The following is a 17,519-nucleotide window of genomic DNA, read 5'->3' as shown; positions in this document are numbered from 1 at the left end:
ACTCAGCAATTAATTCATATTAACAGCATCTATACCTGAAAGGGTCGGTTTTACTTCTTTTATACTTCCATCGGCATTAAATTCCAATTTGTCTATACACACTTCGCGGTGAAATCCACCGGCTCCTCCCATTGTTATGCCTTTAGGACGGGTAAAACGATGATATACCAAATACCATTCGTCTTTGCCCGGAATTTGAATGGCTGAATTATGTCCTGTGGCATAAATCTCCTGATCTTTATCTTGTCGGATTACAATGTTATTTTCTGGAATCGTCAATTTTCCCACTGGTGAATCTGAAGTTGCATAACGCACTTTGTAATTCGGACTTCGGGTATCATCTTCCGACCACATAAAATAGTAGGTTCCATTGCGATAAATTACGTAACTGCCTTCTCGATAGGTGTTATCAACATTCATCAATTTTGTGGTTTTTTCGTTGATAGAAACCATATCATCATTCAGTTCGGCTGCTGCCATATAACCATTCCCCCAATACAGGTAACTTTTGCCGGTTTTTGGATCGGTAAATACATCGGGATCAATTTCCTGCCCATTTGTAATTCCTTTTGGCTTTTTATCAATTAATGCTTTTCCACTGTCAACAAACGGCCCAGTAGGGTTATCGGCCACAGCCACACCTATTTTTTGTGCTGCAGTAAAATAATAGAAATACTTGTACTGTCCGTCGATTTTCTTTTCGACAATACAGGGTGCCCAGGCATTTCTATTGGCCCAGCTAACATCTTTTTTTAGGTCAATAATAACACCTTCGTCGGTCCAGTCAACTAAATTATCGGATGAAAACACGCTGAATTGATAACCCGACCAATTATTGAAACCATCACTTGTAGGATAGATGTAATATTTGCCGGTTTTTTCAGCATACAGAATGTCAGGATCGGCTTTGTATCCTTCTAAAACCGGGTTGTGATCTTCCGAAACCGATACCTCGAAGTTTTGGCTTTCTTTTCCATCAATTTTAAACGTGTATTTCACCGATCCTTTCGAGAAATCCTGTGGCCCTTTGGGACTATAAGAGATTCCTGAAAAGGTTTTGAATTCTGGATCGAAATGATTCAAATCTGCTCCGGTTTTTACAGGCAAATAGATTGTTTTATCTTCACTTTTAAAACAGACATTGTTTTTCTTCAGCATTGGAGATTTGGCATCAACCAGTAAATCGTCGTAATTGCTGTAAGTTGATACCAGTAATTTTAATTCTTTATCAGTAATTGGCATCACCGTACCATGTCTTGGGTGAAAGTTCATCGAAATATCCTGATCGATTACAGTAAACACCTCAAAATCAGAACTTTTTGTAAACTGATAACGTCCAAGTCCATATACATCGTACATCAATATCCACTCATTGGAATTATTTAATTTAAATACACCGGAACCTTCAACATTTTCCGTTTCTCTGTCCACTCTATCTGTATTTACGAACTCATAACCTTCAGTCAATTTATCTGAAACAGCCAATTTAATTCCAGGGTCACCACTTTCCGATTTATGGAATAAATAAAACTTACCATCCTTTTTAATGATATCTGCATCAATACAGGCATTGTTTGTAGGATTATAAAACAGCTGTTTAGGGGCTTCTTCCAAAGCCGTAAAATCGCTGTTGGCGTAGGCGTAATAAATTATATCAGGACCATCTTTCTGAATCATCGAAAAATAAACCATGTATTTGCCGGCTTCTTCATCGTATATGGTTTGCGGAGCCCAAACTCGCCACACATCGCCAAATTGATCAGGAAAAGCTTTGGGAATATTCACCACTGAAGAAGTCCAATTAATTAAATCAGTAGATTTCATCAGTACCATAGCATAGTTTTTCCAACCCATTTCCGGCACATACAAATCCGTAGCTACCATGTAAAAAGTTTTACCATCGGCACCTCGAAGTATATGCGGATCGCGTACTCCTCCAGTTTCACATATTTTTGCATTATCTAAAACCGGTTTATTATTATTTAGGGCCCGATAATGAAATCCATCTTCGCTCACGGCAAAATGAATGGCTTCTTCGCCGGGAGCATTGCCTGTAAAATAGGCAAATAAATAGGCACTGGTATCATTTCCTGCTTTATCAGAGCTACAGCCAAATAAGACACTGAATACAAAAAAACAGAGTCCGGAAATTAATATCATGTGCTTTTTTGATTTTGAAAACATATATTGCGATTTTAGATTTATTGTTTAATTTTTAGACGGCACACGTAAAAAGCATTCCCCATTACCGAAAGTTTAAAGCTGTCTTTCTCTGAGGAAATTGAATAATTGCCCGGCACAATTGCCAAAGGAGCTGCCAATGTATTTTGTGAGTCAGGATTGTTGGAATGCAGACAAGTTATCTTCACCTCTTTGTCTTCAAACGATTTTTTTAATCCATCCAATTTGATATTTACATCGTGATTAAGAGAAGATATATTTACCACTTTAACAATTATCTCTGAGTTTTCCTTATCCAATACGGCACTTGCATACAGACTATCTTGTCCAGTAATGTTTTCATCCTTTGATGTTATTGAAAGTACGTTTGTTCCTGCATTTTTAGCATACATTTTTTGAACGTAATAATTTGGAGTGCAAACAGCAGAAAGATTATCGAACCATATCATATCCGGACGCCATTGCCAGGCATCAACATGGGCAAATAACGGAGCGTAAGTTGCCATGTGAACGATATCCGCATTTCGCTCCAACCCTGTCATAAATGCCGCTTCAGCCAATGCTGCACGCAAATTATTTGCCTTATCCGTATCGTGTGCTGCATATTCACCGGCAAAAACTTTTGGCCCTTTTCGGTCATATGCATCATATCTCTTTGCATTCTTATAAAACCATTCAGGATTTTTGTAATAATGCTCATCAACAAGATCGACTTTTAATTCTTTCATTTTAGGCCACAGGTATTCGAACTGCTTGCCGTCAGAAGAAGGACCGGAGCCACCAACGATCTTAATTTCAGGATGTTTTTCCCGAATTACTTCCACAAATTTCTCCAGTCGCTCTACATATACATCTCCCCATTGCTCATTGCCAATAGCAATCATTTTCAAATTAAATGGTTCGGGATGTCCCATTTCTGCACGTACTTTTCCCCATTTAGTACTAACTCCCCCATTGGCAAATTCAATTAAATCGACAGCATCCTGAATATATGAATCAAGGCTGTCAACCGCAACGCACTCTTTACTTTCGTACTGACAAGCCAAACCGCAGCTTAACACTGGCAAAGGTTCTGCTCCAATATCCTCACTCAACAAAAAGTATTCAAAAAAGCCTAAACCGTAGCTTTGATAGTAATCTGGAAAGAAATGATATTTGAAAGTATAAAACCACCTGTTGATATTCAAAGGTCTGTTCTCAGCAGGGCCAACACTATTTTTCCATTGATAACGGGTTTTTAAGGTATTTCCCTCAACAATACATCCACCTGGAAAACGTAAAACGCCCGGGTGCAGGTCATATAATGCCTGAGCAAGATCCTTGCGCAATCCATTTTTCCTGTCTTTCCATGTTTCTTTCGGAAATAGAGAAATGTGATCTACATCAACTGTCCCTACTGTTTCTAAAATAAATCGGATTTTACCTTTTGCTTCAGTTTCTTTAGCTTTTATTGTACACGTATATTTTTTCCAGGTATTTCCTTGTACTAAAATTTCACTGGTTCCAATTGCAACATTGCCGGCATTTAGTAATTCTAACTTAAATTTATTTTCTTCATTGTTAATTGATCTCGCATAAAAGGAAAAAAGATATTCATCATACTGATGAAATCCAATACCTGTGAAACCATTATTTTCGAGTCCGGTACCTGTTCTAAGACCTTTTTCGTTAAAACGGACATAATTTGGGTTTTTATCAAAACAAGGCGATTCCTGCTGAACTTTTACATCACCAAAAGGGATCCACCCTAAAAAGGGATGATCAAACTCGAAAGAACGATTTTTAATCAACTCTGCATACAATCCACCATCGGCACCAAAGTTGATATCTTCGAAAAATACACCATACATTTCAGGCTGTATTTCTGCACCAACATTCTTTACATCAATCACAAAATTATTCTGAGCGAAGATCGAAAAATATGGTAGAATGAAAAGTGATATAAATATCAACGGCCTTTTAATCTGTTTTTTTAATTTCATTTTAGTAAATATTATTTTTATTCTGATTTAATTCGGATGATAGAGAAGGAGTACGCAGGTATCTGATAATTAAACTGTTTATTGATAACCATTGAACTTTTTACCGGTGTGCAGTTTTCGTTGATAAGTTCACCCTTTAAAATGGTTACAACTGCTTCTGTTTCTTTTATCTGAAGTGGTTCCAAATTAATCGTTGAGTTCACTTCAACCGGCAACAGGTTAGTTAGTTTCAAAATGTAATCACCTGTTTTACTATCGTGCACCAGTGATGAAATTATTCGTTTTTTTAGTTCCTTCCGGTTATCAGACAAAGTGATTGTTGAAGGAATATATTCATCACCTGAATTTTGACCATAAAGCTTTTGTACGTAATAATCGACCGTGGGCTTCACTTCTGTGTTGTTGAAATAAATCAGGTCCGGATTCCATTGTGTATGTCCTTCTTTGGCCAGTAATGGTGCAAAAGATGTCATGCTAACCACATCGCCGTTACGCTCAACGTTACTCAGGTGCAATGCTTCGCAAAGTGCTGTTTCAATATTCATTTTACGACCAGCTATGTGTGCTGCATATTCTCCTAAATAAACTTTGGATTTAGAACGGTCATATTTGTCGTAATAGTTTTGATTATTTAAAAACCAACCCGGAGACTGATAGTAGTGTTCATCTACCATTGGAACATTTAATTTTGTTGCCAATTCCCATCCTTCTCTGTAATCGGTGCCCATGTATGTTGGACCAACAGTGCCAATTACCGTGATTTCAGGATATTTTTCCTGTATGGCTTTGTAAATCATAGTGAAACGCTCCTCGAAAATATCAGTAATCAGATCTTCATTTCCAATTCCAATGTATTTCAGATTAAAAGGCTGAGGATGGCCGGCTTCAGCTCTTCGTTTTCCCCACTTGGTATTTTTATCCCCATTGGCCCATTCAATCAGGTCGAGAATTTCCTGCACATAATCACCCATGTCGCACATTGGAATACCGCCTTGTTGTCCATCTCCTCCGGTTGCGGAGTTCTGACAAGATACGCCTGCAGCCAGAACCGGCAATGGTTCAGCACCAATATCTTCGCAATACTGAAAATATTCAAAATAGCCCAAGCCTGCAGTTTGATGATACCCCCAGATATTCCGTTGTGGCATCCGGGCTTCCAGCGGGCCAATCGTGTTTTTCCAGCGATAGATGTTGTTGAGACCGTCGCCATGGGCCACACAACCACCTGGGAAACGGATGAAGCGAGGATGAATATCGGCAATTGTTTGAGCCAAATCTGCCCGCAAGCCGTTCTTTCGCCCTTTGAATGTGTTTTTTGGAAAAAGCGATACCATATCCAATGCCACTTTGCCAATAAATTGCGGAACTATTTCCAAATGAGTTTTATCACAACCACCATTTGCTGTAATCACAAATTCCTGTTTTTTCCAATCAGCACCAATGCTTTTGCTGGAAGCTTCAGCATATACTTTCCCATTTTCATCGGCCAAACGAATCAGCAATTTGCCTTTAGCCCCATCCAATCCTCGAACAAAAACAGAAAAATTGTATTTGTCACCGGCTTTCACAGGAATACCATCAAAACCTTCGTTAACCAAGGCTTCACCCTGCTTTTTAATCGATAAAACAGCGTAGTGTTTTTGATTGAAGTGGATTGGAGTAACCGTATCAATAATGAAGCTATTTTTATCACCGGTGAAATTCCATGCTGTGGTACTATTCCAATTCTTGTCATGCCCTTCTCTATCACTTAGAGCATATTCAAATCCACGGTTTTGAATTAATTCGGCATACAAACCACCGTCAGCAGCATAATTGATGTCTTCAAAAAATATTCCAATCAATAAATCGCTAATGGCCTTGCTTTTTCCCGAATCTATGGAAATTTCAGCATTCAGCGCTTTTAACGATTTGAATCGTTGAGAATCTTCACTCAGACTTTCATTTCTTTGTTGTTCATGGTACTGACTCCATTCATAATGTTTAATCAAACCATCAATTGTTTTCCATGATGTTTTTTGAATGATACCTGTTTGTTTTTCTCCATCAATCATAACAACAACGCGGTCGTTTAAACGATCACTTTCGCTTCCTTCAACTGTCTTTGTATAGGTTTTAAAATCTGTAGTCGTTGTTTTATATACTTTTTGATTTCCATCCTGATCGCTCAGCCAGCTAATCAGATAATTTCCTGAGCCAGTCTGAAAGGACACTTCCGGTAAAAGAACATTACCTTCATCCATTACATATGGATAGGCTTGTCTGCCCCAAGTGAATAAATCGCTGGTGGCCGCATGTGCAAATTGCCCAACCTCCTTATTTAAATTCCATATACAATGCCACAGTTTGTCTTTACCTTTTAAAAGGTAAGGAGTTATTAATTTTTTTTGAACTCCCCAACGTCCAAAATCACTAAAAAGGAACCGATGTTCCGGACCAATGCCATGCCAGTTTTTTTTATCGGTACTCCAGGCATAATGCAATCCGTTGTGTCCGTTATTTTTAGCTGTAGCATAAGAAAACACATAAGCTGAATCGGGCTCGTTAGCGAACACGGTCTTAAATAACGATAAAACAATCAGACTTAGCAATAAATAAAATCGTTTCATGGTGTATTCTATTTCTGTTTTGAAATTATTTTACTGTCTTAAATTTGAACAATCCACAAGCATGGGTCGCTAATTCGCGACTAAATGTATCCGAAGTCGTGTTACTTTCTTCGCCCGTCCACAAATTAATCACCTTACAATTTGAGTCTACACCAATTTCATTTAGCTCAACAGCAACTTCCATAAGAGAATCCGAAATATTGAAAAGGGCAAGATAAATATCACCGGTAATGGAATTTTTAGAAGTAATGGCAAGCTTTCCATCCTTTTGAAAAAGCTGACGTACATTACTCCCATCGCGGTGCATTTCCAACACTTCTTTATTGGTCAGCAAGGAAAGTGTAAACTCATCATTACTTGGAAGATCACCTCCAAACATTAAGGGTGATTTGAAAATTGTGAACAAAGTCATTAATGTGTATTGCTCATCCTTGCTCAAACGGGTCATGCGGTCATTTCCGCGTTCCCCGCGAATAGAGATGCGTCCCAATGGTATCATATCACAATCGGGCCAGGTTCCAGGTGCAATGTAAGGATACCATTTTTGGCAAATATCCATTAGATGAGTGATGTGCGGCCAGGTATCCCAAACATCATCAACCATTCGCCACATATTGGCATGATTACGCACATGTTCCCCTGCTTCAATGGGTGTTTCGCCCGGTGAAGTACTGAGGATAATCGGACGGTCACACTGGTCAATTGCATTGCGAATCAGTTCAATTTCTCCTTGATGATACGGACGTGACAAGTCATCAATTTTAATAAAATCGACACCCCATTCGGCATATAATTCAAAAATTGAGTTGTAATATTCCTGTGCACCTGATTTATCTGCTGTAATCGTATAATTGTCCTTCAACCATTTGCACTGCAGTTCTGTAGAATAAATCTGGTCTGCTGTAATCCCATCTGTTCCTTTAATCGGTAATTTATTTTCTACAGCCACTTTCGGTATACCACGCATGATATGAATCCCAAATTTTAAGCCTTTATTGTGAATGTAGTTTGCTAGTTCTTTAAATCCTTTACCGTCTTTTGCTGAAGGAAATCGGTTTACGGCTGGTTGATAACGTCCGTATTCGTCAATCACATAGTGTGGATCTGTTTGGTTATATCCTCCTGCTTTGTCATTTTCGACAAACCAGCGAATGTCCACCACAATGTATTCCCAACCATAAGCTTTTAGCTTTTCGGCCATATAGCTGGCATTGGCTTTCACTTCATGTTCTTCTACTGTTGGACCATAACAATCCCAACTGTTCCAACCCATAGGCGGAGTTTGCGCCCAGGTTTTAAATTCGTCTTTGTTGAAGGTTTTAATTGTCTTTTTAGGTTGGCAGGAAGTAAAGAAAGCCAGTATAAAAACAGATAAGAAAAAAATAGATGATCTCATTTCAATTTTGGGTTTAGGTTTAGGTTTTATTTAAATTGTAAGGCTCAAAAATAAGAGTACAAAATACGTTTTTCGTGGTATTTGTACAACTTTCTACGATATTCTTCTGAATAAATTAAAAAGGCAATACACAGATTTGAATAGTCGTTTGAATATGCCATATCTGTTATATTTGTCTATGCCTAAATATTCCAATATCGAAATAAAAGAAGAATTGTAAAAACTAAAAACTCTCTTTCGGAAATCAAAAGAATTTCAAGGAAGACAGCGTTTGTAATCACTTATTCTAAGTAAAGAGAAGAAGTTTAAACGAAGAAAAGATCTGTCTAATCATTTATGCATTGGATTATCTACTCTAAAAAACTATACAATAGCGCATTAGAAAAATAGTTTAGCTTTTTTCATTACCATTTAATACAGGCGGACATCCAAAGTCACCTATAAGTGAAGAGTTAAATCAGGCTTTATATGTGAAGGTTCACAATTGTTCAAATCTATTTTTGAGTTATATTGAAGCAGTAGAATGGATGAAGAAAAAATTTTATAAATCAGTTGAATTTACTTTCTTGGTAAATATTTAGTTTTAACATGAAAACGCCAAATACTGCAAGGCATTTTCAAAAACAAACACCTTAATTTTAAAAGCTTAGAAAGCCCTATCTTTGACGTTTTCTTATCAGAAATTTGAAAAAAAAAATTTTCTCAAGCACTATTTAAATAATACTTATATTTTTGAAATAGATTGAAAATCAAAAAATCTTTAACACTAAAGGTGCATCCATTTCTGATTTAGAAGGAAGTTTAACTACTAAACCTTCATTATCGAATTTATAAGAAACGATATCTCCCCCCAACATTTTAACATTATTAAAATTATCAATGTAGTATGGACAATTTAAAGCCAATGACTTGATTCGTATCTCATTATCATTTTCAGGCCAATCCATTACTACTGCGTACAAAGCATCTCCTTTCTTAGTAAATCTTATATCTTTTGATGAATAGGCTACCCCCTTTCCTTCGTTAAATCCCTGCGAATTAATCGGATTGGCACTCTCGGCTTTGGGTCCTTCACCATAAATATGCCATGGCCGCGTTTCATAAATACATTCGCTATTAATTTTCATCCAAGCTGTAATACCCTCAACAACTTTTAACTCCTTTTCATCAATAGAACCATCTCCTCTTACTGGAATATTAAGAAGAAGGTTCCCGTTTTTACTCACGATATCTACTAATATCTGCATAACCGTTTTTGCTGACTTATAATGGCCTCTGTCATAAACTCCTCTATCGTAATGCCAACCTCCAATACATGTACACGACTGCCATGGTTTTTCCTGAATTTTATCCGGAGCTCCACGCTCAACATCCCATACCATACATTCTTTTTGTTCATCAGTCAATATCTTACCAAATAATACAGCTTCCAGATCACCATCATGCTGTTTCATATTTGAATTATAATAATGAGCTGCGATATCCAAACCCACGTTGCTTACCGGCCATAAAGGCAATGCGGTATCATCAAAATAAATCAGATCTGGATCGTACTTATTAATCATATCAACTGTACGATTGTAAAAATTGAGGCAATATTCTTCAGAAGGAAGAGTTGCTCCGTTTTCCCACCCCCACTGATTGTGAATTCTACCAATATCCTCACTTCCTTCGCTCAATGGGTGATTTTGCACATACAATTTCTGAGGATCAAGACCTTCCCACCACATCCCTTTTCCGTCCTTTTTCGTCAATTTCCCATCATAAGAAACACCGGCATATTCTCCGATAGTATCAGATAGTTGTGCGGTTTCATACCATCGCCATGCATGTGCAGAATGAATACTCACACCAAATGGTAAATTGTTATTTTTGGCTGCTTTAGCCCAACCATCTAGAATGTCTTTTTTAGGTCCTACATTAACAGAATTCCATTCCTGATATTTACTATCCCACAAATCAAGGTTATCGTGGTGGTTTCCCATAGCAAAGAAATATTTTGCGCCAGCTAGTTTATAAAGAGCAACCAACTTTTCTGGATCCCATTTTTCTGCTTTCCATTTATGTATTACATCTTTAAAACCAAATTCAGTTGGATGTCCATAGTGTTCTTTATGAAAATTATATTGGTCATGCCCTTGCACATACATATGCCGGGCATACCAATCGCCTGCTTCCGGTTGACATTGAGGTCCCCAATGCGCCCAAATACCAAATTTGGCATCGCGAAACCATTCCGGAGTTTTATATTGCTTTAACGATTTCCAGTTGGCTTCAAATTTTCCTGTTTGCATCTTCTCCTTGTTTTTCTTCGAACAAGAAAGAATTGATAAAACAATTACTAATACTAGAGTTGTGTTTTTCATTGTATTAATTTAAGAAGAAAAATGTTGTAAAGTAATTTGATCTTCTTTTCAATTATATATTTATATTCGTTTTTAGAACTGGTATTCAATTTAAAAGAGGCTATCGGAATACTATTGGATAGCCTCTTTTCCTTACTAATTGATATTTTTAATACCCGGGATTATTCGGGAGCAAATTTTCATTAATGTCAATGTCTCCTTGAGGTATTGGCCACAACCAACCCTTGGCTGCATTAAAGTTTATGGTAGTTATTTTAATTTGTTCAAACACCCATAGGGTAGGATCTGAAGGATCGGACAATTTCGATTTGTCATAACCATACACATCATGTACTAAGGATTCATCTTTCCAACGCAGCATATCTGCGTATCGTGTTCCCTCCATGCAGAATTCAACTCTCCTTTCATGTCTCAATATTTGACGAAGTTGAGTTTGGTTAAGCCCGGTTCCTTCAACAGATTCAACAGTAGGCATTCCCACTCTTGCACGAACAGCATCAATCAGGTCATAAATTTCCTGATCTGTACTACCAGATTCTATTAACGCTTCAGCACGCATCAGACAGATGTCTGCATATCTCATCAAGATCGTATTCAGGGTACTGGTGTTCACGTCGGCAATTCCATACTCTGCATACTTGCGTGGTTTGGCGCCACAAGGGTATTCAGCATAACTGGCAGGAATAAAAGTAGCATCGCCATATGTTGAACCTGGCAGAACCACAGTAATAGCAAGTCTTGGATCTCTGTTTGTATAAGGATCCTGATCGTTGTAACCGGACGTAACATCTGTAATAGCCTGACCATTAACCATATAATATGAATTAATCATATCGGCTGTAATGTTCGACGTTTGCCAGGTACCCAGAACAAATGGCTCTGCCGGCCATGGTTGGGATTGATTTGTTGTGTATTGAATATCAAAAATAACTTCACTATTATTTTCATTGGCTTCTGTGAAAAGACCAGAGTAGTCTGGGAAAAAATCATAAACCTCAAGATCCATAACATCCTTAGCTGCCTGAGCAGCAGCATCCCATTGTTCATTATAAAGCAAGATTTTTGCTTTATAGGCCAATGCTGCACCTTTTGTCGCACGTCCTACCTCAGAATAAGATTTTGGTAATACAGAGATAGCATCAGTAAAATCAGAAAGAATTTGAGTAAGAACTTCACTTTTAGCATTTCGTGACACATAAGCTTCATCAAGTGTCAGCACCTCGGTTATAAGTGGCACATCTCCAAAATAAGTAATTAAATCAGAATAGGCATAAGCTCGTAAAAATTTTGCTTCCGCCACCATCTGAGTTCGCACTTCGTCGCTTACCGAAGCTGTACTGATATCTTTCATAAATTGATTTGCCCTGGTAAGGATTTTATAATCTTGTTGCCATTTTGCATTCGGAGCCCAACTGTTTGAATTGGTACTCCATGAGCCAATTTCATTTGAACCCTGCCATGCCGCCTGGCAATAACCGTTATCCGACATAAATTCAAACTGATAAAAATGAGTCGGTGTGGCATTTGGCTGAATGGCATTGTAAATACCCATTAGTGCCATTTTAGCCTGGGTTTCGTTTTTATAGAATGTGGTAGGGGACAACCTATCAAGAGGCGTTTTATCTAGAAGATCGTCTGAGCAACCAAACAAAACTGATAAAAGAAAAAATATAGTAATGATTTTATTTGTATTTTTCATCGTTAGGATCTTTTAAAAGTTAACATTTATACCCATAGTCATCACACGAACCTGAGGAAAAGCCTCAGCTCTGGTTTGATCAACTTTTTGCTCAGGATCAAAACCTTTAAAATTCGTGATGGTAAAAGCATTTTGGATACTCCCATAAATTCGTACGGAACCTAATCCGATTCGGGAAACAATTTCAGGACTAAGGGTATACCCCAATTCAATATTCTTCAAACGGAGGTAGGATGCATCTTCCACATAGAAAGACGAATGAACATTCGTACGATACTCATCTAAAGTTACCCGTGGCATAGTGTTGGATGGATTTTCAGGTGTCCATCTGTCTTTCCACCATGAGCCTAGATTGGCAACACCGCTAAATGGCGTAGCAATTTCATAATAAAAATAGCCATCAATGCCTTGTACACCTTGAAAGAATGCACTAAAATCAAATTGTTTCCATTCCAAATTTAGGTTCAACGAATAAGTAAGATCCGGGAACTGTTTACCAATTACTGTTCTGTCGTTATTCTGATCTACAACGCCATCGCCGTTAAGGTCTTTAAACTTAATGTCTCCCGGTTGCGCAACATAGTTTGAAACAGAAACAACACCAGGCTTTAAAGTATACGTACTTCCATCATAGTCAAAATCAGAGACCTGATAAATTCCATCCATCTTGTAGCCATAAAATGAATTAATGGCGTCCCCCACTTTTTGAGCCTTGGGAGAAGTAAGTTTCTCCGGATCCATTTTTGTAATTTTACTTACAACGTGAGACGCGTTAAACGTAGTACGGAACTTAAGACCATTTGAAAACGTTTTCCGGTAGGTTAAAGAAGCTTCAATTCCCTTATTCTGAACTTCACCGGCATTTACAAAAGGTGGATTCAATTGCATAGTCCATGGAATTTGCCGATCTAAAAGTAAACCTTTTGTTTTTTTGTCAAAATAATCAACGGTCAGTTCCATGCCATTTCTCAATGTCATATCTATACCAAAATTCAATTGTTCTGATGTTTCCCATGATAAATCTTTATTGATCATATCTTCTAAAGCCACACCTGAATACAGGGCACCTCCAAGCGAATAATCTTTACCTGACTGCAAGATATCACTCCCGTTATAATAGTTTGGTATTTTCTCATTTCCAAGCTGTCCCCAAGAGGCACGTAGCTTCAAGAAATTAAGCCAATCAGCATCTTGCATAAAATCTTCTTTCGAAATAATCCAACCGCCTGAAAAAGATGGAAACGTTCCCCACTGATTTCCTGAAGCAAATCGCGAAGATCCATCTCTTCTAATGTTAGCTTCAAACAAGTACTTGTTATCAAATACATAATTTATACGCCCGAAGTAGGATCGCAAGCCAAGGTCGTAACTTCCGGCATTATTTTTCTGAGTAGCAGCATCACCAAGATTGAGTACTCGCTGGTCATTGTTAACAAAGTTTTTTCGATAGCCACTTTGCCAATCGTAAGTAAACTCTTCTTCAGAATAACCGGCCAACAATTTTAACTCATGCTTTCCAAATGTTTTGCTGTATTTCAATAAAGAAGTCAACATTGTCTGAACATCTGTATCATTACGAACATCCAAATCTGATGATTCTGTTTTTGAACTTCCGTCCTTATTTGCTAATACTACATTCGCATTAAAACGGTTCCCGTTTGATGTAACAACATTATATCCATATGTTACCTGCGCACTTAAATCTTTAGCAATTTCATATTCAGCTTCAACCTGCCCACTAAAATTATAGCGTTTCGTTTCTGCTGTACTACCAGTTTTAATTTCGGCATAAGGATTTAATTCCCCGTTTACGCTCATATACTCTCCATCTGCGTTTTTAAGGGGATATATTGGGGCGAGTGTGGCATACCATGTAGCATTCCAAACACTGGTAGGCTCACCTTTAACACCAAGGTTACCAGCCAATTTAGTAGACAGCCTTAATTTTTTATCTTTTAAGAAAAAAGCATCTATGTTCGAACGAAAATCGGTCTTTTTGTAACTGGTTGCTACCATAATACCATCTTGATTTAAATGCCCAAGCATAAACGCGTACTGCACATTTTCATTACCACCAGACATATTTACACGATGATTCTGTGTATTTGCCTGACCATAGTACACTTTAAAATAATCAATATCAGGATACATTGGATCATTGTGTGCAGCATACTTTTGAATATCTTCATCGGTGTAATTTGGAACACTCCCTGAATTTGCCGATGCCTCATTACGAAGTGTGGCATATTCTACCGAATTTAAAACACTTGGCAAACGGGTTGCTTTCTGTACGCCAAAATAGCCGTTATAGCTCACTTTCATCTTGCCGGCAGTTCCTATTTTTGTGCTAATCAAAATAACTCCATTGGCAGCCCTGTTTCCATAAATGGAAGAAGATGCTGCATCTTTTAATACTGATATTGATTCAATGTCTGTTGCATTAACATCAGACATATTGCCAGGAAATCCATCAATCAGTACCAATGGTGAATTATCAGTCCATGTTCCAACACCTCTAATCGAAATAACCGCATTATCATCGCCCGGTTTTCCAGAACTTTGCAAAGCATATACACCAGAAACAGTACCTTGCAAAGCCAAACTGGCGTTAGTCAGAGGCCTACTTTCCATATCCCCCATCTGAACACTTCCAACGGCACCAGTCAGGTTTGCTTTTTTCTGTGTTCCATAGCCAACCGCTATCACTTCATTCAACCCAATTGATTCTTCTTCCAATGTAACATTAACGTTTGCACTTCCATCAAAAGAAATCTCTTGTGATTTCATTCCAATAAATGAATACACAAGAATTGCGTCAGTTGGGACATTTAAAAGAACATAATTTCCGTCAATGTCGCTTATTGTACCATTTGTAGTACCTTTTACAAGTACAGTTGCTCCTGGTAATGGAATGCCGGAAGAGTCTTTGATTTTTCCGGAAACAGACTTTTGTTGCAAGTTGTTTCTTTCTTTGATCTCTTGAGAAGTTAATAAGATGTGGCGATCGAGAATCGAATAAGAAACATCAGTATCTTCAAATAGTTTATCCAATACCTGATCAATCTTGATTTCTTCAACCTGGATATCTACCTTTCGGCTAACATCAATTAAGTCATTGTTATACATAAAAAAGTACTCCGAGTTACTTTCTATTTGGTCGATAACTTCTTCCACACTTACATTCGTCATGTCTAATGATATTTTAGTCAGTTGAGCGTAAGATTTAATCGCGAACGTTTGCGATACAGAAACTAATAAGATAAAAATGGTAAAACGCATAATCTTAAGCATTTTTAACAAGCTGATGTCTTCCAGCAACCTGTAGGTTTTGTTTTTTTTCATAAATTTGTAATTAACGGATTTACTACTTCTTAAAGTTAAATTCTAATTAATCGACAGGGCAGGTAGTGCAAATACCTCCCTGTTTTTTTTCATAACATTGTCATAGGCATTTTTTTTAGGTTTTATATTCTATTTTAACCACATTTCTATTTTCTTTTTTAAGAAAGTGCTGTCTGATTGTTGTATTCTTTTGTGAATTTTATACTGTATGGGAGCCACAGTTGATAACATTTTACAAATATCTTCGAGATTTTCATCCTCAAATGTAGCCCTGAATATTGAGGCTTTCAACGCATCGCCATGAAGAATTATTTCCGCATTATATCTTCGTCCCAGTCTTTTTGCTATTTCTTCCATGGTCGCATTTTTAAATACCAGCAATCCATCCTTCCAACTTGTGTAGCTTTTTGCGTCAATACTTGATTTGACAAGTTGATTTGTTGATCTGTTATAGATCAGTTGTTCGTTAGGATCAAGTTCCTCCTTCACACTTTCATCTTTGCCAAGCACAATTACTTTTCCTCTTTCCAAGATTACGCCTGAAGTTATATCATCATCATATGCATTCACATTAAACTGAGTGCCAACTACCTTAACATCAAAATAGGGTGTCAGTACCTTAAATCCATCCGAATCGATATGCACAACATCAAACCAGGCTTCACCGGACATCTCAACTTTCCGATTCTGTGCAAAATTGACTGGATATTTAATGGAAGAATTGCTGTTTAGCCATCCTTGAGTTCCATCCGGCAACTGAAATTTCACTCTGGATCCAATTGGCGAATGAATTTCAGCCCAGGATTCAATCTTTCCATGAGAATTAATTGAAACGTACGATAAAACACCAATGGTAATTAAAGCAGGAATCAATAAAACAACGGCAATTTTTGAGAATACATTGTAAAACGACTGAAAGACACTTTCTTTTATTTTGCCCGTACTGTTTATATGATCATGCAAGCGATTCAAAATTCCAGCCAAACGTTCCTTGTTATCCTCACTAGATTTAGTTTCATTCCACTCCTCTTCCATATGTTTCTTCAACTCTTCATGATCCTCTTCATTTTTAAAATAAGAGGATATGGATAAATAGTCATTGAATGAATATTTACCCGATAAAAAGCGATTTAATTTTTCCCTATTTGTTTGCATGATATCTATAATGTCCATTTAAGCGAAATATCCACTATCCGAAAAGGCAAAAAAAATGATAAAAAATTCAACAATACACATATAACCCTAAATATCAATGGATTAAATTTCATTAAATCGAAACAAAAAAAGCAAAAAAGAGTGCTCCAGCCAATTTTCTTTTTGAAAGTTCTTTTAAAATTTGCTTCTGGGCTGAAGCTAGCTGATTTTCTACGGTATTAGGAGAGATTTCAAGTTCTTCGGCAATTTGTTTAATTGAAAGCCCGTAATACTTTCTTTTGATAAAAATCTCTTTACGCCTTTTTGGCAAAGCATCAATAATTAGCTCCACTTTTTCAAGAAGAAATTTATAATCTATGGTTTTATCCAGATTGTTTTCCTCTTTAAGCAATGAATAAATCAAATCATCTTTAAAAGCATTATCCTTAGATTTTTTGATGAAGTATTTCTTAATAATATTATAGGCTATTGTGAAAATATAAGCATTGAAAGAATGTTCTGGTTTTAAACCATCTCTTTTATCCCAAATATACAGAAACACTTCCTGAACAACCTCTTCGGCTTCTTCACTTGACTTTAAATATTTAACAGAGAATTTGAATAAACGTGAAGAATACTTTTTAAATAAATCATCAAATGCATTTGCATCTCCTCTCTTCAATTTTTTCACAGAATGATAATCTATATGTTGAATTGATGAGCTCATGATTTGCTGATTAATTTTCAAAGTACAGTGTGTATTTCGGTGTATATGTGCCACCCATTTCGGTGATGTTGTGCCACTAAAAA

Annotated in this window: 9 protein-coding genes; all 9 read right to left on the bottom strand. The window is 37.1% G+C overall.

Going from position 1 to position 17,519, the window contains the following annotated elements; all coding sequences use genetic code 11:
- Positions 1-9 precede the first annotated feature (9 nt).
- Complete coding sequence (locus tag QUH73_RS08565; protein WP_289530022.1) at positions 10-2,184, bottom strand: family 43 glycosylhydrolase; 2,175 nt, start codon at positions 2,182-2,184, stop codon at positions 10-12.
- A gap of 17 nt (positions 2,185-2,201) precedes the next feature.
- Positions 2,202-4,163 carry an alpha-L-arabinofuranosidase C-terminal domain-containing protein gene (locus QUH73_RS08560; protein WP_289530021.1) on the bottom strand — a complete coding sequence of 654 codons (1,962 nt, stop codon included), beginning with the start codon at positions 4,161-4,163 and terminating at the stop codon, positions 2,202-2,204.
- Between the two features lie 17 nt (positions 4,164-4,180).
- Positions 4,181-6,772, bottom strand: coding sequence for an alpha-L-arabinofuranosidase C-terminal domain-containing protein (locus QUH73_RS08555; protein ID WP_289530020.1), 2,592 nt, complete (start codon positions 6,770-6,772; stop codon positions 4,181-4,183).
- 25 nt (positions 6,773-6,797) lie between these two features.
- Positions 6,798-8,168, bottom strand: coding sequence for a glycoside hydrolase family 27 protein (locus QUH73_RS08550; protein WP_289530019.1), 1,371 nt, complete (start codon positions 8,166-8,168; stop codon positions 6,798-6,800).
- Positions 8,169-8,917: 749 nt separating this feature from the next.
- Positions 8,918-10,534, bottom strand: a complete 1,617-nt coding sequence (locus QUH73_RS08545) for an alpha-L-fucosidase (RefSeq protein WP_289530018.1) — start codon at positions 10,532-10,534, stop codon at positions 8,918-8,920.
- 148 nt (positions 10,535-10,682) lie between these two features.
- Complete coding sequence (locus QUH73_RS08540; protein ID WP_289530017.1) at positions 10,683-12,233, bottom strand: RagB/SusD family nutrient uptake outer membrane protein; 1,551 nt, start codon at positions 12,231-12,233, stop codon at positions 10,683-10,685.
- Positions 12,234-12,245: 12 nt separating this feature from the next.
- The gene (locus QUH73_RS08535) at positions 12,246-15,575 is read right to left on the bottom strand and encodes a TonB-dependent receptor (RefSeq protein WP_289530016.1); all 3,330 of its coding nucleotides are present in this window, start codon (positions 15,573-15,575) and stop codon (positions 12,246-12,248) included.
- 129 nt (positions 15,576-15,704) lie between these two features.
- On the bottom strand, positions 15,705-16,748 hold the full coding sequence (locus tag QUH73_RS08530; RefSeq protein ID WP_289530015.1) for a FecR family protein: 1,044 nt from the start codon (positions 16,746-16,748) through the stop codon (positions 15,705-15,707).
- A 94-nt stretch (positions 16,749-16,842) separates the two neighbouring features.
- A partial coding sequence (locus QUH73_RS08525) for an RNA polymerase sigma factor (RefSeq protein WP_289530014.1) occupies positions 16,843-17,519 on the bottom strand: 677 nt, incomplete at its 5' end.

This window comes from Labilibaculum sp. K2S, from assembly GCF_030372765.1.
Classification (GTDB): domain Bacteria; phylum Bacteroidota; class Bacteroidia; order Bacteroidales; family Marinifilaceae; genus Labilibaculum.
The sequence above is the reverse complement of the archived record's forward strand: the minus strand, read 5'-3'. Positions and strand labels throughout refer to the sequence as shown.